The 23618-nt window shown below is 70.2% G+C and carries 17 protein-coding genes; 10 read left to right on the top strand and 7 right to left on the bottom strand.

From position 1 onward, the window contains the following. Positions 1-60 precede the first annotated feature (60 nt). The 4 genes from C4B68_RS04060 to C4B68_RS04045 all read left to right on the top strand — a co-directional run bounded on the left by C4B68_RS04060 (position 61) and on the right by C4B68_RS04045 (position 4281). A complete protein-coding gene (locus C4B68_RS04060; protein ID WP_099501573.1) occupies positions 61-579 on the top strand; it encodes an SRPBCC family protein in 519 nt (172 codons plus the stop codon). Between the two features lie 212 nt (positions 580-791). Then, complete coding sequence (locus tag C4B68_RS04055; RefSeq protein WP_099501571.1) at positions 792-3116, top strand: FdhF/YdeP family oxidoreductase; 2325 nt, start codon at positions 792-794, stop codon at positions 3114-3116. Between the two features lie 117 nt (positions 3117-3233). Beyond that, positions 3234-3578, top strand: coding sequence for a GNAT family N-acetyltransferase (locus C4B68_RS04050; protein ID WP_099501649.1), 345 nt, complete (start codon positions 3234-3236; stop codon positions 3576-3578). Between the two features lie 46 nt (positions 3579-3624). Beyond that, entirely contained in the window at positions 3625-4281 is a 657-nt protein-coding gene (locus tag C4B68_RS04045) for an aspartate/glutamate racemase family protein (RefSeq protein WP_099501569.1), read from the top strand. Positions 4282-4712: 431 nt separating this feature from the next. On the opposite strand, the gene gndA is transcribed toward C4B68_RS04045, so the two are convergent. Next, positions 4713-6152, bottom strand: coding sequence for an NADP-dependent phosphogluconate dehydrogenase (gene gndA / locus C4B68_RS04035; RefSeq protein WP_099501565.1), 1440 nt, complete (start codon positions 6150-6152; stop codon positions 4713-4715). 334 nt (positions 6153-6486) lie between these two features. Between gndA and C4B68_RS04030 the strand changes: the two genes are divergently transcribed. After that, the gene (locus C4B68_RS04030) at positions 6487-7749 is read left to right on the top strand and encodes a transglycosylase family protein (RefSeq protein ID WP_099501564.1); all 1263 of its coding nucleotides are present in this window, start codon (positions 6487-6489) and stop codon (positions 7747-7749) included. On the opposite strand, the gene C4B68_RS04025 is transcribed toward C4B68_RS04030, so the two are convergent. Next, a complete protein-coding gene (locus C4B68_RS04025; RefSeq protein WP_099501562.1) occupies positions 7739-8965 on the bottom strand; it encodes a DMT family transporter in 1227 nt (408 codons plus the stop codon). The two genes, C4B68_RS04030 and C4B68_RS04025, sit on opposite strands and share 11 nt — an antisense overlap. A 210-nt stretch (positions 8966-9175) precedes the next feature. Between C4B68_RS04025 and C4B68_RS04015 the strand changes: the two genes are divergently transcribed. From C4B68_RS04015 to glgC, 3 genes are all read left to right on the top strand, one after another. Continuing rightward, a complete protein-coding gene (locus tag C4B68_RS04015) occupies positions 9176-9925 on the top strand; it encodes a (2Fe-2S)-binding protein (protein ID WP_180289241.1) in 750 nt (249 codons plus the stop codon). 117 nt (positions 9926-10042) lie between these two features. Beyond that, on the top strand, positions 10043-11194 hold the full coding sequence (gene glgA, locus C4B68_RS04010; protein WP_099501560.1) for a glycogen synthase: 1152 nt from the start codon (positions 10043-10045) through the stop codon (positions 11192-11194). Positions 11195-11274: 80 nt separating this feature from the next. After that, the gene (gene glgC, locus C4B68_RS04005; protein WP_099501558.1) at positions 11275-12492 is read left to right on the top strand and encodes a glucose-1-phosphate adenylyltransferase; all 1218 of its coding nucleotides are present in this window, start codon (positions 11275-11277) and stop codon (positions 12490-12492) included. A gap of 35 nt (positions 12493-12527) precedes the next feature. Here the strand turns inward: glgC and C4B68_RS04000 are convergent, their stop codons facing one another. The 5 genes from C4B68_RS04000 to C4B68_RS03980 form a co-directional block, all read right to left on the bottom strand. Then, the gene (locus C4B68_RS04000) at positions 12528-13517 is read right to left on the bottom strand and encodes an ABC transporter permease (protein WP_099501645.1); all 990 of its coding nucleotides are present in this window, start codon (positions 13515-13517) and stop codon (positions 12528-12530) included. Positions 13518-13546: 29 nt separating this feature from the next. After that, positions 13547-14509, bottom strand: a complete 963-nt coding sequence (locus C4B68_RS03995; protein ID WP_099501557.1) for an ABC transporter permease — start codon at positions 14507-14509, stop codon at positions 13547-13549. After that, positions 14502-16061, bottom strand: a complete 1560-nt coding sequence (locus C4B68_RS03990; RefSeq protein ID WP_099501555.1) for a sugar ABC transporter ATP-binding protein — start codon at positions 16059-16061, stop codon at positions 14502-14504. Before C4B68_RS03990 ends, C4B68_RS03995 begins: the two co-directional genes overlap by 8 nt. 1 nt (position 16062) lies before the next feature. Continuing rightward, a complete protein-coding gene (locus tag C4B68_RS03985; RefSeq protein WP_099501553.1) occupies positions 16063-17160 on the bottom strand; it encodes an ABC transporter substrate-binding protein in 1098 nt (365 codons plus the stop codon). A 142-nt stretch (positions 17161-17302) separates the two neighbouring features. Next, on the bottom strand, positions 17303-18316 hold the full coding sequence (locus C4B68_RS03980; protein ID WP_099501551.1) for a LacI family DNA-binding transcriptional regulator: 1014 nt from the start codon (positions 18314-18316) through the stop codon (positions 17303-17305). Between the two features lie 158 nt (positions 18317-18474). Here C4B68_RS03980 and C4B68_RS03975 point away from each other — a divergent pair, with 158 nt between their 5' ends. Then, entirely contained in the window at positions 18475-21078 is a 2604-nt protein-coding gene (locus C4B68_RS03975; RefSeq protein WP_099501549.1) for a PA14 domain-containing protein, read from the top strand. A gap of 147 nt (positions 21079-21225) precedes the next feature. Beyond that, positions 21226-23604 carry an RICIN domain-containing protein gene (locus tag C4B68_RS03970; protein WP_099501548.1) on the top strand — a complete coding sequence of 793 codons (2379 nt, stop codon included), beginning with the start codon at positions 21226-21228 and terminating at the stop codon, positions 23602-23604. Positions 23605-23618: the final 14 nt, after the last annotated feature.

The raw sequence follows: 23618 nt of genomic DNA, 5'->3' as shown, positions 1-23618 counted from the left end.
AACAAGATGTCGGCGCCTGGAAATTGGTAGGCCATGAACACCATTCACCTTTGGTAGGCCATGAACACCATTCAAGAGTCGGTTGAGATCGCGGTCCCGGTGCGTACGGCGTACGACCAGTGGACGCAGTTCAAGAGCTTTCCGCGGTTCATGTCCGCGGTGAAGCGGGTGGATCAAGTGAGCCCTGCGATGACGCGATGGGCGGTGAGGGTGGGCCCGTGGCGTCGCGAGTTCCGGGCGGAGATCGTGGAGCAGGAACCGGATTCGCTGGTTGCCTGGCGGAGTACGGAACGTGATCCGTGGCATTGGGGTGAGGTGTCGTTTCGTTCGATGGCTCCGGACCGGACCGTGGTCACGGTGCGGATGCAGGTCAGGCCGCGTGGAGTGGTGGGCCGGCTGACGGATCCGTCGAAGATGACGCGGCGTGTGGTGCGCGATGAGCTGGGGAATTTCAAGGAGTTCATCGAAGGGCTGGGGGACGCGAGTGGGGCGTGGCGGGGCTCGATCCGCAACGGCCGGGTGCGGCCGGCGGAGCCGGAGCCGCCGAGGAGCCGGGTCCCCAAGTGGCCCGTCGGCTGAAGCGTACGACGGCGGTGGGCCGTCTCTGAACCGCTCTGCGGCGAGCCGGACCGTCGGCTGAACAACCGTGTGACCCGCCGCGGGTGTCGTCGGCCCTGCCGGACAGGGGTGACTGGTCGGCTGGGCTGCGTGACACGGAATCCGCTATGACACAGCATCAACTTATATGGGGGATTTGGGCGTCCCGTACGGCAGAGCGAGAGGCATTCCTCATGAAGAAGGCACCGAAGCAGGAGCCGGACGAGCGGCTGACTGTGACTCCGCCCAAGAAGTGGGCGGCGGGAGTGCCCGCTGTGACGCACGCGTTGGAGTATTCCCTCGAAGAGGCGACGCTCCGCACGACCGCGACGACGCTGTTGACCATGAACCAGGTCGACGGGATCGACTGTCCGGGCTGTGCCTGGTCGGACCCGGCACCGGGGCACCGGCACATGAACGAGTACTGCGAGAACGGTGCCAAGCACATCAATGACGAGGCGACCGGCCGGCGGATCACCCGGGACTTCTTCCGCACCCACTCGGTCTCCGAGCTGAACCGGCAGTCGGATATGTGGCTGAACCAGCAGGGCCGGCTGACCGAGCCGATGATCAAGCGACCGGGCTCGGACTACTACGAGCCGATCAGCTGGCACGACGCGCTCGGTCTGGTCGCGGACGAGCTGAAATCACTGGACTCCCCGGACGAGGCCGCCTTCTACACCTCCGGCCGGGCCAGCAACGAGTCGGCGTTCGTGCTGCAGCTGTTCGCCCGCGCGTTCGGCACGAACAACCTGCCCGACTGCAGCAACCTGTGCCACGAGACCAGCGGGTTCGGCCTGCACGAGACGCTGGGCACCGGCAAGGGCACGGTGGGGCTGGAGGACTTCTACCAGGCCGACCTGGTCTTCCTGGTCGGGCAGAACCCGGCGACGAACCATCCGCGCCAGCTGTCCGCGCTGGAGAAGTGCAAAGTCAACGGCGGCAAGATCATCGCCGTGAACACGCTGCCCGAAGCGGGACTGTTCCGGTTCAAGAACCCCCAGCAGGTCCGCGGTGTGATCGGCAACGGCATCAAGATCTCCGACCTGTTCCTCCACATCCGCAGCGGTGGCGACCTCGCCCTGTTCCAGGGCGTCAACCGGCTGCTGCTGGAAGCCGAGGACGCCGCCCCCGGCACCGTCCTCGACAACGAGTTCATCAGCGCCCACACGTCCGGCTTCGAGGAATTCGCCGAGCACGCCCGCGGCGTCTCCTGGGACGACATCCTCACCGCCACCCAACTCACCCGGCAGCGGATCGAGGAAGTCCGCGACTACGTGCTGCGCGCCAAGCGCGTCATCGTCTGCTGGGCCATGGGCGTCACCCAGCAACGGCACGGCGTGCCCACCGTCCGCGAGATCGTCAACTTCCTCATGCTGCGCGGCAACCTCGGCCGTGCCGGCGCCGGGGCCAGTCCCGTGCGCGGACACAGCAACGTCCAGGGCGACCGCACCATGGGTGTCTGGGAACAGATGCCCGACGAATTCCTCGACGCCCTCCAAGCCGAGTTCGGGTTCGACCCGCCTCGCGAGCACGGCGTGGACTCCGTCAAAGCGATCAAGGCCATGCGCGAGGGCCGCATCAAGGTGTTCCTGTCGTTGGCGGGGAACTTCGTGCGCGCTGCTCCCGACACCCACATCACCGACGAGGCCATCCGCCGCTGCCGCCTGACCGCGCAGATCTCCACCAAACTCAGCAAAGCCCACACGGTCACCGGGGAGACCGCGCTCATCCTGCCCTGCCTGGGCCGCACCGAAATCGACATCCAGGCGGGCGGCGTGCAGTTCGTCACCGTGGAGAACACCTCGAGCGAGGTCCACACCTCCTTCGGGAAACTCCCTCCCGCCTCCCGGCTCCTGCTCAGCGAAGTCGCCATCCTGTGCCGGCTCGCCCACCGCACCCTCGGCGACAAGGTCAAAGTCCCCTGGCTCGAATTCGAGGCCGAATACGGCACCATCCGGGAGCGCGTCTCCCGCATCGTCCCGGGGTTCCACGACTTCAACCGCCGCGTCACCCGTCCCGGCGGCATCAAACTGCCCAACCCCGTCAACGAAGGCGTCTTCGCCACGCCCACCGGCAAAGCCATGTTCACGCGTAACGACTTCGACATGTCCCGCGCCCCCGCCGGAGCCCTCGTCCTGCAGAGCATGCGCTCCCACGACCAGTGGAACACCATCCCCTACACCGACAACGACCGCTACCGTGGCATCCACGGGGGCCGCAACATCGTCATGGTCAACCCCGAGGACATGTCCGACCTCGGCCTCACCAGGGGCCAATACGTCGACATCATCGGCGTCTGGGACGACGACATCGAACGACGCGTCGATGGGTTCGTGGTCGTCCCCTATCCCACGACCCGCGGGTGCGCCGCCGCCTACTACCCCGAAGTCCAGCCCCTCGTCCCCCTCGACAGCGTCGCCGATATCAGCAACCAGCCCACTTCCAAAGGCATCGTCGTCCGACTCGAACCCACGACACCGCCGCCCGGCGCCAAATCCGCCCATTTCCATGAATGACCGACCACACGCAGAAGGGCGGGCGCGGTCAGGACGCCGACTCCCGGAGATCTGCTGATCATCATCGGTTACGCTCAGGTCCTGGTCGGGGAGACCCGGAGGACCCGAGGAGTGCTCGTGAGCGACGTGGAGATCCGTGACGACCGGGCGGGCGGCTGGCTGGCGGCGTTCGCCGGGGACGAAGTCGTAGGCCATATCGAGTACTTCGTCCTCGAAGCGCCCGCACGGGCCCTCGTCCCCGTGCACACCATCGTGGAACCCGGGCACGAGGGCCAGGGCATCGCGGGCTCCCTCGCCCGTGAGCTGTACGCCATCGCCGCCCGCGAGGGCATCGTGGTCGCGCCGCTGTGCCCGTACGTCGTGAAGTGGGCGGCGGGCCACCCCGAGGAGGCCCCGGTGGCCGACCCGGCGCTGCTGGACGCGGCGGTGGAGTGGCTCAAAGCGCACCCGGGCCGCTTCTGATGACCGGGACCGGCTCCCCGCGGCTGACCGGGACCGGTGCCTTGCGATGACGTCCGGCGGTCCGCTCGCCCTGTTGCACACCTCGCCCGTGCACGTCCCCGTCTTCGACGCCCTGCGTGACGAGGAACACCAGGGGCTGGAACTGCGGCACTTGGTGGCCGAGGAGCTGTTGGCCCGGGCACGGCGCGAGGGTCCGGACGCGGTGGTCGACGCGGTGCGGGCGGTGCTCGAACGGGCCGTCGCGGAGGGCGCGCGGGCCGTGCTTTGCACCTGCTCGACCATCGGCGGCGTCGCGGAGCGGGCGGGGGTCGGCGTGCCCGTGCTCCGCGTGGACCGCCCGATGGCCGCCGCCGCGGTGGCCGTTGGCCCGCGCGTCGTCGTCCTCGCGACGGTGGAGAGCACCCTGGGGCCGACCATCGCCCTCGTCGAGGAGGAGGCCCGGAGGGCCGGGCGCCCCGTAGACATCCGTACCGAGCTGCTCGAGGGCGCGTGGGCCCGCTTCGTGGCGGGCGACACGGAGGGCTACGTCCGCGCGGTGGCGGCCGCCGCCGACGCGGTCACCGGCGCCGACGCGATCGTCCTCGCCCAGGCGTCCATGGCCCCGGCCCAGCGGCTGACCGCGACCTCGACCCCGGTGCTGTCCAGCCCCCGCCCGGGGCTCGCCGCCGGTGCGGACGCCGTGCGCACACGGCAGCCCCGGTAGGCCCAGCCGGCCGCCATCCCTCGCGCGACGGGGTGAGTGGGCGCGCGGCGGCCGGGTACGCGGGGGACAAGTCCAGGGCGGACGTACCGACTGGCTGGAGGACACCATGACGCATCCGTTCCCCGACCCGGTGAAGCCGGGCCCCACGCCGGGCCCGGGCCCCGACCGCCCGGAGCCCGTCCCCGACCCGGGTCCCCACCCCACGCCGGAGCCCGTCCCGCCTCCGTCTCCGATCCCTAAGCCCCCGGGTCCCGACCCGGTACCGGAGCCGGAGCCACAGCCGGGGCCGATCTCCTGGGAGTACCCGTACGGGCCTCCCACCGGGGGTGCACAGAACAGAGAGTGAGAGGTGTGGCCGACGGTGTCGGCCCGATGCCGAGGTCGTCACGTCCCCGGTCCCCGGGACGTGACGACCTCGGCATCGCAGATGCCTACGCCTCGACCTCCGACCGGTCCCCGCCCCACAGCGTGTGGAACGAGCCCTCCCGGTCCGTACGCCGATAGGTGTGCGCCCCGAAGAAGTCCCGCTGTCCCTGAGTGAGGGCGGCGGGCAGGCGCTCGGCGCGCAGGGCGTCGTAGTAGGCGAGGGCCGCGGAGAAGCCGGGCGTGGGGACGCCCTGGCGGGTGGCGGCGACCAGGACCTCGCGCCAGTCGTCCTGGGCGTCCGCGATCTCCTGCGCGAACGTGTCGTCCGACAGCAGGCTCGGCAGGTCGGGCCGGGCGTCGTACGCGGCGCGGATGCGGTCGAGGAAGGCCGCCCGGATGATGCAGCCGCCACGCCAGATGGCGGCGACGGAGCCGAGGTCGATGTTCCAGTCGTACTCGTCGCTGCCCGCGGCGATCTCGTGGAAGCCCTGCGTGTACGAGACGATCTTCGACGCGTACAGCGCCTGCTCCACCTTGTCCGCGAAGGCCGCCGCCTCGGACTCGCTGAGCTTCTTCGCCTTCGGACCGGCGAGTCCGCGCGAGGCGGCGCGCAGGTCGGCGTGGCCCGACAGGGAACGGGCGAAGACCGCCTCCGCGATGCCGGACACCGGAACGCCCAGGTCCAGCGCGATCTGCACGGTCCAGCGGCCCGTGCCCTTCTGCTCCGCCTGGTCCTGGACCACGTCCACGAACGGCTTGCCCGTCGCCGCGTCCACGTGCGACAGGACCTCGGCGGTGATCTCGATCAGGTAGGAGTCGAGCCGGCCCGTGTTCCAGGTGCGGAAGATGTCCGCGATCTGGGCGGGGGAGTAGCCGGCCACATCGCGGAGCAGCTGGTAGGCCTCGCCGATCAGCTGCATGTCGGCGTACTCGATGCCGTTGTGGACCATCTTCACGAAGTGTCCGGCGCCGTCGGGGCCCACATGGGTCACGCACGGCGTCCCGTCCTTGGCTTTCGCGGAGATCTTCTCCAGCATCGGGCCGAGGGAGTCGTACGACTCGGCCGAGCCGCCCGGCATGATGCTCGGGCCGTGCAGGGCGCCCTCCTCACCGCCGGAGACGCCCGTCCCGACGAAATGGATGCCCTGCTCGCGCAGTGCGCGCTCCCGGCGCCGGGTGTCCGCGAAGTGCGCGTTGCCGCCGTCGATGATCATGTCGCCGGGCTCCAGGAGCGGGGCGAACTCCTCGATCACCGCGTCGGTCGGCTCGCCCGCCTTCACCATGATCACCAGGCGCCGGGGCCGCTCCAGCGCCGCCACGAAGTCCTTCGCGGTCTCGGCCGCCACGAACTCGCCCTCGTGGCCGAACTCCTCCATCAGCGCCTTGGTCCGGCCGACGGTGCGGTTGTGCACGGCGACCGCGTAGCCGTTGCGGGCGAAGTTGCGGGCGAGGTTGCGGCCCATGACCGCGAGACCCGTTACGCCGATCTGGGCGGAAGTGCTCATACGATTGGCTCCTAATAAATGCTGGCATCAGTGATGCCAGTTGTGCTCGTCAGTGCTAACGGTCTTGCTCGTCAGTTTCGTTCCCTGCCATCTTGACGCGTCGGGGAGGGGTACGCAGAAGAGCCCCCGAATGCCTCATCGGCCGACGCCGCCGTTGACGAAGTGACGCGGTGTCAGCATGCGGCCATCTTCCGCCACTAGGCCGCGCGGCGTTGGCGCGAAGCCGGCTCACGGGCGTCACGGGAGCGCACAGCACGACCGATTGCGCTCTTGTCATGGCCTGTTCGCAGCGCTTACTTTTGCCGCTCCTGACGCATGTCTAGGGGGCCCGCTCATGGCCGTACGCGGTCGGCACCGCCGGTACCAGCCGAACAGGATCAACCGCGCCTCACTCACCGTCACGGCCGGGGGCGCGGGCATAGCCCTCCCGCTCGTCACCACCGGAGTCGCCCACGGGGCCGATGCCGGCACCTGGAACAAGGTCGCCGCCTGCGAGTCCAGCGGCAACTGGAGCATCAACACGGGCAACGGCTACTTCGGAGGGCTGCAGTTCACCCAGTCCACCTGGGAGGCGTACGGCGGCAAGGTCTACGCGCAGCGCGCGGATCAGGCCACGAAGGACCAGCAGATCGCCGTCGCCGAGAAGGTGCTCGAGGGGCAGGGGCCCGGCGCCTGGCCGGTGTGCTCGGTCCGCGCCGGGCTGACCAGAGGCGGCGACACCCCCGACATCCACCCGTCCGGCGCCGCCTCGCCCGGGACGACGAAGCGCTCCGTGCGGGACGTGAAGCCGCAGAACACGCCCCAGTCGCAGGCGGGGACCGCCGAGATGTACACGGTCGTGCACGGCGACACGCTCTCCGGCATCGCCGACTCCCGGCACGTCCAGGGCGGCTGGCAGCCGCTGTACGCCGCGAACCGCGAGACCGTGGGCTCCGACCCGGACCTGATCCTGCCGGGCCAGCGGCTGAACCTGCGCGGCAAGGCCCAGACGCCCGCGCCCACGCGGAGCGCGCCGAAGCCGAAGCCGGCGGACGCACCCAAGTCGAAACCGACGGACGCACCGAAGCCGAAACCGACGAAGCAGTCCTCCACGAAGCAGTCCTCCACGAAGCAGTCCTCCACGAAGCAGTCCTCCACGAAGCAGTCCTCCACGAAGCAGTCCTCCACGGACCAGGCCAAGGAGGCCAAGGCTCCCTCGGTCGTCGCTCCCGTGAACGCGTCGGCCGGCACGCCCTACCGAGCCTCCGGCTCGTCTTGGTCGAAGGGTTACCACACGGGGGTCGACTTCCCCGTGGCCACCGGCACGTCCGTACAGGCGGTCGCGGCCGGTCAGGTCGCCGAGGCGGGCTGGGGCGGCTCCTTCGGGTACCAGGTAGTGATCCGGCACGCCGACGGCCACTACACGCAGTACGCCCATCTGTCCGCGATCTCCGTGAAATCGGGGCAGAGCGTGGTGAGCGGCCAGCGGATCGGCCGCTCCGGGTCCACGGGCAACAGCACGGGCCCGCATCTGCACTTCGAGGTGCGGAGGGGGCCCGGCTTCGGTACCGACATCGACCCGGTGGCCTACCTGAGGGCGGGCGGGGTCAGGATGTGACGCGCGTGCGGTGGTGGCCGACGAAGGCGACCGGCACATAGGGGGCGCCGTACAACGCCGTGTAGTACGGCAGGTCGTCCGGCGCCTCCGCCGTGTCCCGCGACGTGCTCTCCACCGCCGGCGCGCTCACCTGGGCCGGTATGAGGACGTCCTCGACGACGGCCTGCTCGGGAAGCCCGGCCAGCAGCTCCTCGACCTCGGCCTCGGCCGTCGTGAGCGTGGCGAGGTCCGGCTCGACGGCGGCAGGGACAGCGGTCGTGAGCGCGGCGAGGTCCGGCTCGACCGTGACGGGCACAGCGGTCGCCTCGCCGACGCGATCGTCAGGCTCCGGCGCGACCCCTTGTGCGGCAGGCGCGGTGGCCTGCGCGGCCGCGGTCGCCGGCCGCGTGCTGCCGATGCGCTCGGTCGTGAGCAGGATCAGACCGCCCGCCGCGACCACTCCGCAGCCCAGCGCGAGGGCGGTGCCGGTCGTGCCGTAGCGGAAGGTTTCGCCGAACATCGTGATGCCGACGGCGGCCGCCACGACGGGGTTCACGACCGTCAGCGTGGCCAGCGGGGCCGGCAGACCGCCGCCCCGGTAGGAGGCCTGCGACAGCAGCATGCCGGCCGTCGCGAAGACACCGATCACGGCGAGGCTGGAAAGGTCGGAGACGGACACCTGCTGCGACCAGTCCACCGCGACCGTCTTCGTGAACACCGAGGACATGCTGAAGGCGATGCCCGCCGCGACCGCCAGCAGCACACTGCGCACCGCCGGGTGCCGGTGCGCCGCGCGCCCCGCCACCATCAACGCCACCACGGAGCCGGCCGCCACCACGGTAAGTGCCACGCGCTGGGCGCTGCCCAAGGACTGCGTGTCGGCCGCGCCGACCAGCGACAGCAGGCCCGCGAGGCCCACCGTGGCCATGATGGCGCCGCGCCAGGCGGTCGCTCCGGCCTTGCGGCCGACGAAGAGGGCGGCCATGGGAAGGGCGAAGACTATGGTCAGCGCGCCGAGCGGCTGTACGAGGCTCAGCGGGCCGTAGGCGAGGGCCACCACATGCAGCAGCCCGCCGAGGCCGTTCAACGCCACAGCGGCCCACCAGCCCGGCCTGCGCAGCGGCGCGTAGGTCTGGCCGGGTGAGGTCAGGGCGACCTGCTCCTGCACGATCGCGCCGCCCGCGTACGCGACGGCGGAGACGAAACAGAGCACCACGGACAAAGCGAGGGCACTCATACGTCCCTCCTCTGCGTACGGCGGGCGCGGTCTGCCCGGTGCGACGAACGGTCGGCTTCCATGCAAACAACGATGCCTGGCGAATTAGTTCACGTCGTCGTACCTGAGCAGGCATTGACTCCTACTACCGATGGAGTACGCATCGCCCCCAGTCCTCCCCAGGGTGGGTTACACCGGCGGCCGACCCGCTGGTGAGAACCCTTAGGGGGCTTGGTACTACTGCTCTTCGTGGACCTCGACCCCGAACTCGCGGCGCTCGGCGCGCTCGGCGGCTTCTTCGTGCTGCGCACCGGCGTACCGCCGCGCGGCCCGCTGCCCACGCTCGCGCAGGCGTACACGACGCCACAAGTCCGGGCCCACGGCGATGCTTACGCGGATCCGATGACGTTTCGCGTCCGTAAAGTCGCGCGGAGTATTCACGCGCCGGAAGCGCGGATCGCGGTCTCGGTCGCCCAACAGGGCCTCGCGGCCCGGCTGTGGTCGATCGCGCTGGGCGCCGCCGCGTTGTACGGACGGGTGCCCGACCTCGATCCTGAGCTGCTGTGCTGGGATCCGGACGGCAGCGCTCCGGACGATCTGTGGCTGACGCGGGTGCGCGCCCTGCCCGCCACGGCCGTCGACGAGGTCGTACGAGCCGGTCACCTCGCCCCGCTGGCGACGGTCCTGCACTCCCGGTACCACGTCTCGGCACGCCTGTTGTGGGGCAACGCGGGCTCCGCCCTGGCCGGCACGGTACGCCAGATCGACCGCTGGGCACGGGCCAACGGCCGTCCGGAGGCGGGCGAGCGGGCCCGCACGCTCGCCGCCGGACTCTTCGCGCATCCCGACCTCTCCGGCGCCCTCGACGCCGGCACGCTCCGCCGCCGCAGCTGTTGCCTCTACTACCGGCTGCCCGGCGGCGGCCTGTGCGGCGACTGCTGCTTCGACCGCCCGCCACGGCGCGCGACCCACCCCTCCTGACCTCACATGGTCCGCGCGCGACCTCACGCGGTCTGCGCGCGGTCCCCGCGCGCTCTTCCCCATCCGCCCCGACTGAGTGACCATGAGGGGCACCAGCCGCTACGACGGGGGTGCTGTGTGCGCGTGGGACTGCTGACCCGGGAATACCCGCCGGACGTGTACGGCGGTGCGGGCGTCCATGTCGAGTTCCTCGCACGGGAGTTGCGCAGTCTCACTGACCTGGACGTGCACTGCTGGGGCGAGGGCGCCGCGGGCGGCGTCGTACGCCACCGGCCCTGGCCCTCGCTCGACGGCGCCAACGACGCCCTGCGCACCTTCTCCGTGGACCTCTCCATCGCCGCCGCCCTCGAAGGCCGCGAACTCGTCCACTCGCACACGTGGTACGCCAACCTCGCCGGCCACTTCGGCAAACTCCTGCACGGCATCCCGCACGTCATGACCGCCCACTCCCTGGAACCGCTGCGCCCCTGGAAGGCCGAGCAGCTCGCCGGCGGTTACGCCCTCTCCAGCTGGGCCGAACGCACCGCCATCGAGGCCGCGGACGCCGTGATCGCCGTCTCCGGCGCGATGCGCGAGGACATCCTGGCCTGCTATCCGGCCCTGGACCCGGCGAAGGTGCGCGTCGTGCACAACGGCATCGACACCTCCCTCTACCGCCCGGACCACGGCACGGACGTCCTCGACCGTATCGGCATCGACATCGGCCGCCCGTACGTCCTGTTCGTCGGCCGCATCACCCGCCAGAAGGGCGTGCCCCAACTCCTGCGCGCGGTACGGCATCTCGACCCGGCCGTGCAGGTGGTGCTGTGCGCGGGCGCGCCGGACACCCCGGAGATCGACCGGGAGTTCCGCGATCTCTTCCAGGAGTTGAGCGGCGTACGCGAGGGAGTGCACTGGATCCCGCAGATGCTGCCGCGCCCCGACGTCATCCAACTCCTCACGCATGCCGCCGTGTTCGTCTGCCCCTCGGTGTACGAGCCGCTCGGCATCGTCAACCTGGAGGCGATGGCCTGCGGAACGGCCGTGGTGGCGTCCCGGGTCGGCGGGATTCCCGAGGTGGTCGAGCACGGCGTGACGGGTTCCCTCGTGACGGTCGAGGGGGACTTCGAGGCCGGTCTGGCGCTGGCCCTCGACTCCGTGCTCGCCGACCCCGGGCAGGCGCGGCGGATGGGCGAGGCCGGACGGGAGCGCGCGGTGCGGGAGTTCGGCTGGGACGCCGTCGCCCGCAGGACCGTCCAGCTGTACGAGGAAGTCCTCAAACCGGGGTAACCATCGGACAGGTGCAGTTCAGCAACGGGGCCGGCCCGGCACAGCGGGCGCGGCCCGACCGGGCGTAGAGGGGCGGCGGCATGCGCGGTGGACCTTCGGTGCTGGGAATCGTACTCGCGGGGGGAGAGGGCAAGCGTCTGATGCCCCTCACCGCGGACCGCGCGAAACCCGCGGTCACCTTCGGCGGCACGTACCGCCTCGTCGACTTCGTGCTCTCCAACCTCGTCAACGCCGACATCCTGCGCATCTGCGTCCTGACGCAGTACAAGTCGCACTCCCTGGACCGGCATGTGACCACGACCTGGCGGATGTCGAGCCTGCTCGGCAACTACGTCACTCCCGTCCCGGCCCAGCAGCGGCTCGGCCCGCGCTGGTACCTGGGCAGCGCCGACGCGATCCTGCAGTCCCTGAACCTCGTGCACGACGAACGGCCGGACTACATCGCGGTGTTCGGCGCCGACCACGTCTACCGCATGGACCCGCGCCAGATGCTGGCCCAGCACATCGAGGGCGGCGCGGGCGTGACGGTGGCCGGGATACGGGTGCCGCGCGCCGAGTCCTCGTCCTTCGGCGTCATCAGCCCGGGCTCCGACGGCCAGACCGTGCGGGGCTTCCTGGAGAAGCCCGCCGACCCGCCGGGCCTCCCCGACGACCCCGAGTGCGTCTTCGCCTCGATGGGCAACTACATCTTCACCACCAAGGCCCTGATCGAGGCGCTCCAGCGGGACGCCGAGGACGGGCACTCGGTGCACGACATGGGCGGTTCGATCCTGCCCATGCTCACCGGCCGGGGCGAGGCGCAGCTGTACGACTTCAGCGACAACCACGTACCCGGCGAGACCACCCGCGACCAGGGCTACTGGCGCGACGTCGGCACCCTCGACGCGTACTACGACGCCCACATGGACCTGATCGCCGAGCGCCCCGCCTTCAACCTCTACAACCGCAGCTGGCCCATCTACACCACGTCCGGGCAGCTGTCGCCGGCGCGATTCAACGCGGGGGGCATCGCCGGCGAGTCCATCATCAGCGCGGGCTGCCTGATACGGGGACAGGTCACCAGGTCCGTGCTCTCACCGGGCGTCGTCGTCGACCCAGGAGCGGTCGTGCAGGGCTCGGTCCTGCACGACAACGTCCACATCGGGCGGGGCGCGGTGGTGCGCGGCGCGGTCCTCGACAAGAACGTCGAGGTACCGCCGGGTGCGACGATCGGCGTCAACCCCGATCGGGACGCGGAGCTCTACACCGTCTCGACGGGCGGGGTGATCGCCTTGGGCAAGGGGCAGCGCGTCCCCTGACCGCACACACCTCCTCCCTGGGCCCGACGGAGGGTTCACAGCGCCCGCCGTCGCCGTCCCAGCCATGTCTGCGCGATGACCACGACGGCCAGGAAGGCGCCGCTGACGACCTGCTGGTAGGCCGAGTCCAGTGAACCGATCTGGTTGATGACGTTCTGGATGACCTTCAGCAGGAGTACACCGACCAGCGAGCCGCTGAGGAAGCCGAATCCGCCGGTGAGCAGGGTCCCGCCGATGACCACCGCGGAGATGGCCTCCAGTTCCATGCCGGAGCCGAGGATCGTCACGCCCGACACCAGCCAGGCCGCGTTGAGCGCGCCGGCGAGCCCCGCGCACAGCCCGGACAGCGTGTACACGGAGATCTTCGTACGGGCCACGGGGGTGCCCATCAGCGCCGCCGCGTCCTCGTTGCCGCCGACCGCGTACACGTACTGCCCGAACCGTGTGCGCCGCAGCGCCACCGCGCCAAGGACGAACAGCGCGACGGTGATCCAGACGGGCACACCGATGCCGAGGAGCGTGTCCTGGCCGAGTTTCGCGAAGAACGAGTCCTTGTCCACGAGATACGTGGTGGAGCCCTCGTCCGTGAGGGAGAGCAGGATGCCCCGGGCGCCCAGCATCGAGGCGAGCGTGACGATGAACGGGGCCAGCCGCGAGCGGGCGATCAGCAGACCGTTGACCAGACCGATCAGCCCGCACACGGCCAGCGGGAGCAGCAGGGCGACCACCGTGCCGTACTGCGAACCCCAGGCCGCCAGCACCCCGCCGAGGGCGAACGTGGAGCCGACCGACAGGTCGATGCCGCCCGTGATGATCACGAAGGTCATACCGAGCGCGACCACCGCGAGGAACGCGGAGGACAGCGCCATGTTCTCCAGGTTGTCGCCGGTCAGGAACGTGTCGAAGCTCAGGGACGCCGCGATCACGGCGACCACGAGGGTGACCAGGGCGCCGTGCTGCTGGGCGAGAGCGCTGAGCCGCTCGGAGCGGCTCGCGCCGACGGGCTCTTCCTCGGGTGTGCTCATCGCGCGGACCGGACTCTCCACGTCGGCCGTCATCGCTTCCCCCGTTCCCGTGCCGCGTAGACGGCGAGGACGATCACCACGGCCTGGGCGATCTGGGTCCACGACGGCGGCAGATCGTGCTTGATGAGCGTGGTGGTGAGCAACTGGATCAGGACCGCGCCGGCGACCGTGCCGCCGATGCGGACCCGGCCGCCGCTCAGCGGAGTGCCGCCGACCACGACGGCGGTGATCGCGGACAGTTCCATCAGGGTGCCCAGCGAGGTCGGGTCGCTCGCGGTCAGCCGCGCAGTGGCCAGGACGCCGGCGATCGCGGCGAGGACGCCGGAGCAGACGTACACCAGGATCAGTACGCGACGCACCGGCAGCCCGGCGAGACGCGCGGCCGGACGGCTGTCGCCGAGGGCCAGGAGCTGCCGGCCGAACGTTGTGCGGCGTACGACGAACGCGATGAGCAGCGCGAGCGCGGCGGCGATCAGCACCAGGTACGGAACGCCGAGCACATCGCCCGAACCGAGCTCCGCCATGGCCGGGTTGTGCACGTCCTTGAGCTGGGGGAGCAGGACCAGGGCCAGTCCGCGTCCGGCGACCATCAGGGCGAGTGTCGCGACGATCGGCTGGACGCCGACGAAGGCGATCAGGGCGCCGTTTGCGACGCCGACCATGATGCCGCCCGCCACCGCGGCCAGTACGGCGATCCACACGCCGTACCCGAGGTAGAGCGAGAGGAGCGAGGTGGACAGGGCCATCACCGAACCCACCGACAGGTCCACGCCCTCGCTGCCGATGGCCAGCGCCATGCCGAGGGCCACGATCAGGACCGGGGCTACCTGGACCGCTTGGGTGCGGAAGTTCTCGGCGGACAGGAAGTGTGAGGTGAAGACGATGTTCAGCAGAAGCAGGACCACGACGCCCAGATAGACGCCGTATTCCTGGAGCAGGCGCAGCAGCCGGTCGCGGTCGGCGGTCGCCCGGCCCAGCGTCAGATCAGTCATCGTCGCCTCCGGCGGCGGTGGTTGCGGTGGGGGCCGCGGGCGCGGAGGGCGCGGTGTGCGCGGTCGCGATGGCGCGCATCAGCCGGTCCTCGGTGACGGCGTCGCCGGTCAGCTCCGCCACGACCGCGCCGTCCTTGAGGACGACCACCCGGTCGCTGCCCTCGATCAACTCCTCGGTGTCCGAGGAGATCAGCACCACGCCCAGGCCGTCGTCCGCGAGTTCGTCGATGAGTTTCTGCACCTCGGCCTTGGCGCCGACGTCGATGCCCCGGGTCGGTTCGTCCAGCAGGAGGACCTTGGGGTGCATGGCCAGCCAGCGGGCCAGCAGGACCTTCTGCTGGTTGCCGCCGGAGAGCTCGCCGACCTTCTGGTGGGGGCCCGCCGCCTTGATGCGCAGCCGTTTCATGAACGTGTCGACGATCCGGTCGATGCGTGCCTCGTCGACCAGACCGAAGCGGGAGAGCCCGGGCAGCGCGGCGAGCGCGATGTTCTCCCGGACCGAGAGCCCGGGGACGACGCCCTCGGCCTTGCGGTCCTCGGGCAGCAGGCTGATGCCCGCGCGGATCGCGGCCGGCGTCGAGCCGCTGCGCACCGCCGTGCCCGCCACCACGACCCGGCCGGAGTCGATGCGCAGGGCGCCCGCGATGGCTTTGGCGGTCTCCGTGCGGCCCGAGCCGAGCAGCCCGCCAAGACCCACCACCTCACCGGGACGTACGGCCACGGACACGCCGTGGAGCTGATGACGGACCGTCAAGTTCTCGGCCCGCAGAACGGGTTCGGAAGCCGCGTCGTGGCTCCCCGTGAACTTGGTCAGCCCCTCGTCCTGTACGACGCCGATCTCCCGGCCCAGCATCAGGGACACGAGCCGCAGCCGGTCCAGGTCCGCGATCCGCCCGGTGTGCACCAGCTTGCCGTCGCGCAGCACGGTGACCGTGTCGCAGATCGCGTACAGCTCGTCGAGGCGATGGCTGACGTAGATCACCGCGATGCCGCTCTCGCGCAGCGTGCGGATCACGCCGAACAGGGTCTCCACCTCGCGGGGTTCGAGCGAGGAGGTCGGTTCGTCCATGATGACGACCCGCGCGTCCACCGACACGGCGCGGGCGAGCGCGACCATCTGCTGGGCGCCGACGCCCAGTTCGCGCAGCTGCCGGCGCACGTCGACGCGGATGCCGAGCCCGCGAAGCGCCTCCTCGGCCTGCTGGTGCATGCGCCGGAAGTCGATCAGGCCGAGCCGGTTGTGGGGCTCCCGGCCCAGCAGGAGGTTGCGCGCCACGCTCATCAGCGGAACGAGGTTGACCTCCTGGTAAATGGTGGAGATGCCCGCCTGCTGGGCCTGCAGGGGAGTGGTGAAACGGACGGGGGAGCCGTCGTAGGTCACCTCGCCCTCGTCCGGCTGGTACACGCCCGTGAGCACCTTGATGAGCGTCGACTTGCCCGCGCCGTTCTCGCCGATGAGCGCGTGCACCTCCCCGGCGCGGGCCGTGAAGTCCACGGAGGACAGGGCCCGCACGCCGGGGAAGGTCTTGGACAGGCCAGTGACTGACAGCACGTCAGTAGGCCTTGCCCAGCTCGGACTTGGCGTTGTCCGTCGTGTACGCGCTGTCCTCGATCACGATGTCCTGGGCGACCTTGTCACCCTGGGTGAAGGAGTCGAGGGTCTGGAAGGCGAGCGGCCCGAAGCGCGGGTTGGACTCGATCACCCCGTCGATCCAGCCGTCGACGATCCCCTGCACGGCGTTGCGGGTGCCGTCGATCGTCACGATCTTCACCGCGCCCGGCTTCTTGCCCGCCCCCTTCAGGGCGTTGACCGCGCCGAGGCCCATCTCGTCGTTCTCGGCGTAGATCCCGGTGATGCCCGGCTTGGACTGGATGAGGTTCTCGGTGACGGACTGCCCCTTCTCGCGGGCGAACTCACCGGTCTGCTTGAAGACGATCTTGAGGCCGGGAGCCTTCTCCTTGACGCGGTCCTCAAAGCCCTTGGTGCGCTCGGTCGTCACGTTGTTGCCCGCGGCGCCGAGCAGGATCGCGATCTCACCCTTGCCGCCCGTCGCCTCGATCATCTGGTCGGCGGCGCGCTTGCCCTGCTCGACGAAGTCGGAGCCGATGAAGCTCACATAGTCCTTGCAGGCAGCCGCGTTGATCTTGCGGTCGATGGTGACGATCGGGATGTGCTTGGCCGACGCGGAGCGCAGCACCGGCTCCCAGCCGTCGGAGTTGAGCGGCGCGATCACCAGCAGGTCGGCGCCCTTGGCGATGAGGTCCTGGACGTCGCTGATCTGCTTGGAGAACTGTGACTGGGCGTTGGAGGTCAGCAGCTTCACGCCCCGCTTCTGCGCCTCGGCCTTGATCGAGGCGGTCTCCGCGATCCGGAAGGGGTTCGCCTCCTTCTCGGACTGGGAGAAGCCCACGGTCGCGGTCTTGAGGTCGATCTTCTTGCCGCCGTAGGCGTCGATGGCGCAGGTGGGGCCGGCGCCCGCGCTGGGCGACGCGACGACCTGGCCCGGGTCGCCCTGGCTGGTGGAGCTCTTGTCCTGGTCGGCGTCGTCCTCCGACTTGGCGCATCCGGAGACGAGCGCGAGGCTCGTGACGAGGCCGGTGGCGAGGAGGGTCCGGACAGAGGTTCGGCGAAGGATGGCGGTCGGCTTCATGGAGTCCCCAAACGGCACGCCCCGGCGCTGAGAGCGCTCCCGGGGAAGTTCGGCTCTTGCGGTCAACTCGCTGTGCACGTCGTTCAGGGGAGGTTTTTACATCGTTGGAAGATGGCTGTAAACCCTTCGGCCCGAAATCTCGTCAGCGCCGCCCCAGGGTGCTCTCGCGCTCCACGAGCCGGAAATCCGCGGTCAGTTCACGCCCGCCCGGCTCCGCGCGGCCCGACAGGCTGCGCAGCAGCGAGGCCACCGCCATCCGCGCGATGGCCGGCTTGTCCGGCGAGATGGTGGTCAACGAGGCGGCCCCGAACCGGCCCTCCTCGATGTCGTCGAACCCGACCACCGCGACGTCCCACGGCACCCTCAGCCCCCGCTCGTGCAGCACCCGCATCGCACCGATCGCGACCAGGTCGTTGTAGGCGAAGACCGCGTCCGGGCGTACCCCGGAGTCCAGCAGCCGGGCCATCGCCCGCGCGCCCTCGTCGCGGTTCCAGCCGCCGACCGGCACCACCAGGCTGTCCGGCGAGGGTACCCCCGCGGCCGTCAACTCCTCGCGCCAGCCCACGAGTCGCAGCTGGGCGGGCCGGTTGGCCGAGTCGGTACGGGCCCCCAGGTAGGCGATCCGAGAGCGGCCCCAGCCCAGCAGATGGCGTACTGCCGACCGTGCCGCGGCCACGTTGTCGATGGCGATGTGGTCGTAGGGCGCGTCGTACTCCCGCTCGCCGAGGAGCACGAGCGGCACGTCGTCGGCCCGGCCGCGCAGGTCGTCGGCCTCCAGCTCCAGCGGGCTGAGGATCAGACCGTCGATCACATTGGCCCGGAAGCCCTGGGTGACCAGGACCTCCTGCTCGCGGTCGCCCCGGGTGTGGTCCAGCAGCACGGTGAACTCGTGCTCGGCGGCGGCGTCGATGACCGCTCCGGCCAGCTCCGCGAAGTAGGGGTTGCCGAGCTCGGGCACGGCGAGGGCGATGATGCCGGTGCGCCCCTTGCGTAGATGACGTGCCGTCAGATTCGGTCGGTAACCGAGCTCGTCGATGGCCTCCTGGACCTTGGCACGCATGGCCGGAGTGACGTGCGGGTAGTTGTTCACGACGTTCGAGACGGTCTTGATCGAGACGCCGGCGTGCTCCGCGACGTCCTTCAGGCTGACCCGCAAGGGATCTCCTCTTCCTCGATGGGCGACCTTCCGCCAGGGCTTTTGTCATGAGCCTGGACAGGGGCCGGTCGCCGTGCTGTGATGCCAACTGCCGTTCCTTCCAACGTTGTACAGACTGAAGCAGCGAGCCGCCACCCTTCCTCAGCCAAGGAGGATTCGTGCGCATCAGACGATTCAGAGACAGACTCGCCCTACTCCTCGCCGCGGCGCTCGGCATCGCGGGACTCACCGCCGCCCCCGCCGCGACCGCGGCCGACGACCCCGTCGAGGTCCACGGGCTCAAGGGCGACTACTACACCCAGTCCGCCCCCGGAGCCTTCGACTTCCACGAGCTCAAGGCCACCGGATTCGACCCCCGACTCGACTTCGACAACCTGGAGCCGCGACTGAACTTCGCCACCGGGCGGTCCGACGACGTCAGCGTCCGCTGGACCGGCAGGATCGTGCCCGAGAAGACCGGCGCCCACACCTTCTCGATCATCGGCGACAACGGCTTCCGGCTGTGGGTCGACGGGAAGCTCGCCATCGACCACTGGGTCGACGACTGGGACCGGGAGCAGACGTCCGGCCCCGTCGACCTGACCGCCGGGCACGCCTACGACATCAAGGTCGAGTACTTCGAGCACTACGGCGGCTCCAACCTCCATCTGCGCTGGACACCGCCCGGCGGCAGCAAGACGGCCGTCCCGCAGTCGGCGTTCCGGCTGCCCGACGGATACGTTTACGACGGCGCCATCGCGACCACGGTCGCCCGCGACGGCCGTACGCTGCGCCTCGACTTCGCGCAGCCGCTTACCGCGCCGCCTGCCGGATTCACCGACCACGTCGAGGCGGTGATCGGCGGCGCCAAGTGGCCCGTGAACGGGGCGAAACTGGACCCGGCCGACCCCAAGGCCCTGCTCGTCGAGCTCAAGGAACCCGTCGTCGGCAACAAGACCGGCACGGCCAAGGGCACCGCGGACCTGCGCTACGACGGCAAGGGCGGCCTCTCCGGCACGAACGGCAACGTTGTCAGTGCCTTCTGGAGCAGCGGCGCCAACCACTCCACCTACGAACTGCGCACGAAGTGGGCGGACGAGGTCGGACCGGACAACGCCCACCCCGAGTACCCGCGACCCCAGCTGACCCGCGCCAACTGGCGCAACCTCAACGGCCAGTGGCAGTTCGCCGCGGCCGGGGCCGGCGAACAGCCCCCGGTCGGCAAGACCCTCGGAGAGAAGATCCTCGTCCCGTACCCCGTGGAGTCCCAGCTCTCCGGCCTCCAACGGCACGAGGACCGCATGTGGTACCGCCGCACCTTCACCGTGCCCGCGGACTGGAAGGTCGGCTCCGGCAAGCGGCTACGGCTCAACTTCGGCGCGGTCGACTGGCACTCCCAGGTGTACGTCAACGGCACCAAGGTCGCCGAACACAAGGGCGGCTACGACAAGTTCAGCGCCGACATCACCGACGCGCTGAAGCCCGGCCGCACCCAGGAGCTGATCGTCGGCGTCTACGACCCGACCGACACGCGGGGCGGCGAGAACCCGCCGATCGGCAAGCAGAGCCTGGACCCCAGCGGCATCTGGTACACGCCGTCCTCGGGCATCTGGCAGACGGTGTGGATGGAGCCGGTCGCGGCCGACCATGTCGACTCGCTCAAGCTCACCCCCGACGTCAAGAACGGCAGGCTCACCATCGAACCGCGGGGCGTGCGGGACGGAGTACCGGTCACGGCCACGGCGTACGCCGGGAAGAGCAGGGTCGGCACGGTGACCGGCAGCACCGGACAACCGCTGGTCCTGAAGATCGACAACCCGCGCCTGTGGTCGCCCGACGACCCGTTCCTCTACGACCTCAAGGTGCGCGTCGGCGCCGACCGGGTCAGCAGCTACTTCGGCATGCGGTCCATCGCCGTCGAGCAGGTGAACGGCACCCCGCGCACCATCCTGAACGGCAAGCCCGTCTTCATGATGGCCACCCTCGACCAGGGCTTCTGGCCCGACGGACTGCACACGGCGCCGACCGACGAGGCCCTCGCGTACGACCTGAAGCTGCACAAGCGGACGGGCTTCAACGCGGTCCGCAAGCACATCAAGGTGGAACCCGACCGCTGGTTCTACTGGGCGGACAAGCTGGGCCTGATGGTCTGGCAGGACATGCCCTCGATGACCCCCGGGGTCAACCCGAACGCCGCGTCCCGTGCCCAGTTCGAGCACGAGATGAAGCAGATGATCGACGAGCACATCAGCAGCCCCTCGATCGTCATGTGGGTGACGTTCAACGAGGGCTGGGGCCAGTACGACGTGGGCCGCGTCGCCGCCCAGGCCAAGGCCTGGGACCCGACACGGCTGGTCAACAACATGTCGGGCCTCAACCTGGGGGCCGACGGCGGCACCGGCGACATCATGGACGAGCACGGCTATCCGAGCCCCGCGCTGCCCCCCGCCCCCGACGGGAAGCGGGCCCTGGTCAGCGGCGAGTACGGCGGTCTCGGCCTCGCGGTGCCCGGTCATGCCTGGTCGGTGCAGCAGTCGTACGTGGACGTCGACCCCGCGACGTACACCGACACCTATCTCGCCCGCCTCGACGAGGTACGCAAGCTCGTCTGCAAGGGGAGCAACGGCGCCGTCTACACCCAGATCTCGGATGTGGAGGGCGAGTTGAACGGGCTGGTGACCTACGACCGCAAGGTGGTCAAGCCCGATGTGAAGCGCTTCAAGGCGGCCCACGACGCGCTGATCCACGACGCGTCGCAGGCGATCCCGGCGGGCTGCTCCTGACCGCGGGGCGCACCCGCACGACGCCTCCCCGCCGCTGCCCGCGCGCCCCGTCCTGACCCGCTCAGGGTCGTCGTACGGCTCGCCCTCTCCCACGGGAGCGGGCGGGCCGTACCCCCTCTTCCCCTCTGTCCCCACAGGAGCACCCGAATGCCCCTCGACAGACGCCTCTTCCTGCAGACGGGCTCCCTGGCCCTGGGAGCCCTCACCCTCGGCACGGCCTCCCCGGCCGCCGCGGCGGCCGGCCCCCTGCCGGACGCCTTCACCCGCCTGCCGCCCGGCAGCATCACCCCGCGCGGCTGGCTCGACGGGCAACTGCGGCAGCAGCTCGCGGGCCTGTGCGGCCGCTATGCCGAGCGCTCCCACTTCCTTGACTTCGCCACCAGCGGATGGGTCCACCCGGAGAACGGCGGCTGGGAGGAACTGCCTTACTGGCTGCGCGGATACGTCCCCCTGGCCATCGCCACCCGCGACACCACGGCGCTCGAACAGTCCCGCCGCTGGATCGACGCCATCCTCGCCACCCAGCAGAGCGACGGCTTCTTCGGCCCGCGGGCCCTGCGCACCTCGCTCAACGGCGGCCCCGACTTCTGGCCCTTCCTCCCGCTGCTCCAGGCCCTGCGCAGCTACGAGGAGTACGCGCGCGACGAGCGGATCGTGCCCTTCCTGACCCGCTTCCTGCGCTTCATGAACGCCCAGGGCCGGGGAGCCTTCGACACCAGCTGGGTCTCACTGCGCTGGGGCGACGGTATGGACGTGGCGCTGTGGCTCCACCGCCGCACCGGCGACGGCTTCCTGCTCGACCTCGTCGACAAGATGCACACCTACGGAGCCGACTGGACCGGCCCCCTGCCGAGCCCGCACAACGTCAACATCGCCCAGGGCTTCCGCGAACCGGCCCAGTACGCCCAGCGCTCGGGATCCGCCGCGCACACGCAGGCCACCTACCGTGCGTACGAACAAGTCATGGACGGCTACGGCCAGTTCCCCGGCGGCGGCCTCGCGGGTGACGAGAACATCCGCCCCGGCTTCGGCGACCCCCGGCAGGGCTTCGAGACCTGTGGCGTCGTCGAGTTCATGGCCAGCCACGAACTGCTCACCCGCGTCACCGGCGACCCGGTGTGGGCGGACCGCTGCGAGGACCTCGCCTTCAACATGCTGCCCGCCTCCCTCGACCCCGAGGGCAAGGCCATCCACTACATCACCAGCGCCAACAGCGTCGACCTGGACAACGCCCGCAAGACGCAGGGGCAGTTCCAGAACGGCTTCGCCATGCAGGCGTACCAGCCGGGCGTCGACCAGTACCGCTGCTGCCCGCACAACTACGGCATGGGCTGGCCCTACTTCAGCGAGGAACTGTGGCTGGCCACGCCCGACCACGGCCTGGCCGCCGCCATGTACGCCCCGTCCCGCGTCACCGCACAGGTCGCGGGCGGTACGCCGGTGACCGTCACCGAGGACACCGACTACCCGTTCCGCGAGACGATCACCCTCACGGTCCAGACCCCGCGCCCGGTCGCCTTCCCGCTGTACCTGCGGATACCCGGCTGGTGCACGGCGCCCCAACTCCGCGTCAACGGAGGGATCGTGGCGGCCGGGGACGGTCCTGCGTTCGTCCGCGTCGAGCGCACCTGGGCGAACGGCGACCGGGTGTCCCTGCGCCTGCCGCAGCGCACCACCGTGCGCACCTGGCACGGCAACCGCGACTCCGTGAGCGTCAGCCACGGCCCCCTCGCCTACGGGCTGCGGATCGGCGAGCAGTACGTCCGCTACGCGGGCACCGACACGTTTCCCGAGTACGAGGTGCATGCCACCACGCCCTGGAACTACGGCCTCCTGCCCGGCACTTCACCGGTCCTGCGGCGCACGGACGGCCCGCTCACCGGCGATCCGTTCACCCACGAGGGCAGTCCCGTCCGGATCCTGGCCAAGGCGCGCCGCCTGCCCGAATGGGTCGCCGACAACGAGCACGTCGTCGCCCCGCTCCAGCAGAGCCCGGCGCGCAGCAGGGAGCCCGTCGAGACCGTCACGCTGCTTCCGCTGGGGGCGGCACGGCTGAGGATCGCGTCCTTCCCGACGGCCGCCCCGGACGGCACCCCGTGGATACCGGAGCCCCCGTTCCGCCGCATCCTCAACCGGCACAGTGGCAAGGTGCTGGCCGTCGACCGGATGTCCACCGCCAACAGCGCCCGGGTCGTGCAGTTCGAGAACTCCGGGACGGGCGACCACGCCTGGCAGCTGATCGACAAGCCGGACGGCTGGTTCCTCATCCGCAACGGCCACAGCGGCAAGGTGCTCGGCGTCGACGGCATGTCCACCGCCAACAGCGCCCATGTGGTCCAGTACGAGGACAACGGCACCGCCGATCACCTGTGGACCTTCGTCGACCGGGGCGACGGCTGGTTCCTGGTCCGCAACAAGCACAGCGGCAAGGTGCTCGGTGTCGACGGGATGTCGACGGCGAACAGCGCACAGGTGGTGCAGTTCGACGACAACGGCACCGCGGATCACCTGTGGCGGTTCGCGTAACAGCCGAACTGACC

Origin of the sequence: Streptomyces dengpaensis (assembly GCF_002946835.1) — a bacterium.
GTDB classification, from domain to species: Bacteria; Actinomycetota; Actinomycetes; order Streptomycetales; family Streptomycetaceae; genus Streptomyces; species Streptomyces dengpaensis.
The sequence above is the reverse complement of the archived record's forward strand: the minus strand, read 5'-3'. Positions and strand labels throughout refer to the sequence as shown.